Annotated in this window: 1 protein-coding gene and 1 pseudogene; both read right to left on the bottom strand. The window is 36.1% G+C overall.

Annotation, left to right across the window (positions count from 1 at the left end; translation table 11 throughout):
* Positions 1-1,632: pseudogene (locus VB694_RS11285) on the bottom strand (hypothetical protein); the annotation flags it as partial.
* A gap of 9 nt (positions 1,633-1,641) precedes the next feature.
* Positions 1,642-2,064 (bottom strand): hypothetical protein, encoded by a 423-nt coding sequence (locus VB694_RS11280; protein ID WP_323360412.1) that lies wholly within the window; start codon positions 2,062-2,064, stop codon positions 1,642-1,644.
* Positions 2,065-2,100 lie beyond the last annotated feature (36 nt).

Here is a 2,100-nt window from a genome sequence, read left to right as displayed (position 1 = left end):
TATTGGTTTGAATATTAATAACCAAAGTAACCATCCTATAAATGCAAACACAAAAAAAGCCCCACCAAATTTAAACCATAGTGAAAAATCTGGCTTGATTTTGTCTGGTGGAGAAGTTTGGATAGATTCTGATTTTGGTATCAGCAAATCTGGTATCAATTCCAGATTATTTTTAGTAACTTCTACTCCAGCTTGATCATTAATTGATTCTCTAATTTTTAAAGCTTGATTTAAATAGTTTTGCGCTTCAGTTAACTGATTTAAACAAAGTGAACGAGTTCCTAATTGGTGTAAAGCTAAAGCCTCAATTGCTTGATTTCCTGTAGCCTTTACTGCTGCTAGAAGCCATTGTAAAACCTTTTCCCAAATACCCCATTGTCCACTCAATGCTAAAACAGGTTCAATTGCTGTTCCTAAAGATAAGACATCGTACCAACGATTAGTGATAAAAGACCATTCTAAACATGATAAAATTGCAGGTGATTCCGATAATATAACTTCTGTTAAACCCTGATTTTGTAGTATCCAATTTTGGAAATAATTGGTTATATTTTCCATCCAGATACTAATATCTTCTGATTTTCGTAAATACTCAACTATGGAATCTGATAAAATATAATGCTCACCATCAACTTGGACTAAATGACGGTTGAGTAAATTTTTTAGAACAGGCTTAACTTCAGAAATAGCTATTAAATCAGCAATTCTTTCTGCACCAAGAGCTACATTTATTCCCAAAGCAGCCAGGATGATCAAAATCATTCGCTCAGGTTTAGATAATGATGATAGTAAATGTTTGATTTTATCTTGATTACCCTGAGAATTGAAGCGTTGTGATACAACGGTCAGTGTCAAATTATCTTCTCTTACCAATCCTACAGCTTGAAGGATTCGCAAAGGATGACCTTCTAAAGCTGTACATAATGCTTCCGCAGCAGTATATTCTTCTTGACTTAGGGAACGTCCTAATTCTCTAGTAACGAGAGATATGGTATCTTTGAGAGGTAGTCCAGCAAGTTTGACAGAACTTCCTTCACCCCAAAGAGAGCGATCGCTATTAGCAAACAAAAAAGTTGGATCGAGAGAGTTATTGCTAATACCTTGCACTTCTTCCCTTGTGAACTTCCCCCCATCCAACAAAATCAAAGCTTTTTTATCTTTTAAAGCTTCACGAATTTGTATATCCGTCGGTTTAAACCTAATCTCACTTTCATAAAACCTATCAAAAATAATTTGTAGTAAATCAGATTCTGACTGATAATTAACACAATGATGATAAATAATCCCATCAGAAAAAACTGAAGTGAGTGCAGGATGATGGGCTAAATATCGCAAAATTGATGTCTTGCCAATACCATTATCACCGTAAAATTCCACGGTTTGATTATATGGTAAAGTATTAAGAGCAACTTGTACTTCCTCCCGTCTAGCTAATAGTGTAGGAAAAGAACGGGGAAGCTCAAATACAGGTAAAGAACGCGGTTTGAGAGCATTTTGGATGTCAGGTACTTCTAGTGTTACTCTTCCCCCATGTTCAGAGTCTAGCCGCAGAATATTGATAGTTCCTACCTGACCAATACTGCCAAATAAAACAGCATTATCACCCCCAGATTGGGAAATATTACTGGTCATAATTTATGGTTATTTATTGATATTGATATCACCTGAATTTTGAATCGATCCAAACTGAATAGAGTTATCACCTGCGCTTTGAGAAATATTTGTTGTTCCTTGGGCTTGTTCCTTTTCTTCCTGCATCAGCCTAAAAATTTCTTTAGCAAACTCCTGATCCTCATTCAGCATTTTTTTCATTTGAATCTCCAACACAGTTTGAGAATCTTGATCTTCTGGAGATTTAGCCACATCTTCAACTGCTGCTTGTACTATAGGTTTAGCTGCTACTTTGGGCTGAAGCTTACCCCATAGAGTTTTTGCTTTGTCCCAAGCACCTGCTGTAAACTTGCTACTTACATCTTCTGCCGCTTTTTCACCCATCTTGATTAAGTAAGGCAAAAACGGTCCCAGAAAGACAGTTAAGCTTTTCGCTAACAATGCCACATCCATGTTTTTCAACCTCTTTTCAGATTCTGTATCTTACAT

Source organism: Anabaena sp. UHCC 0451 (assembly GCF_034931405.1).
GTDB lineage: Bacteria > Cyanobacteriota > Cyanobacteriia > Cyanobacteriales > Nostocaceae > RDYJ01.
Note: the sequence above shows the minus strand (reverse complement) of the source record. Positions and strands in the feature narration are given on the sequence as shown.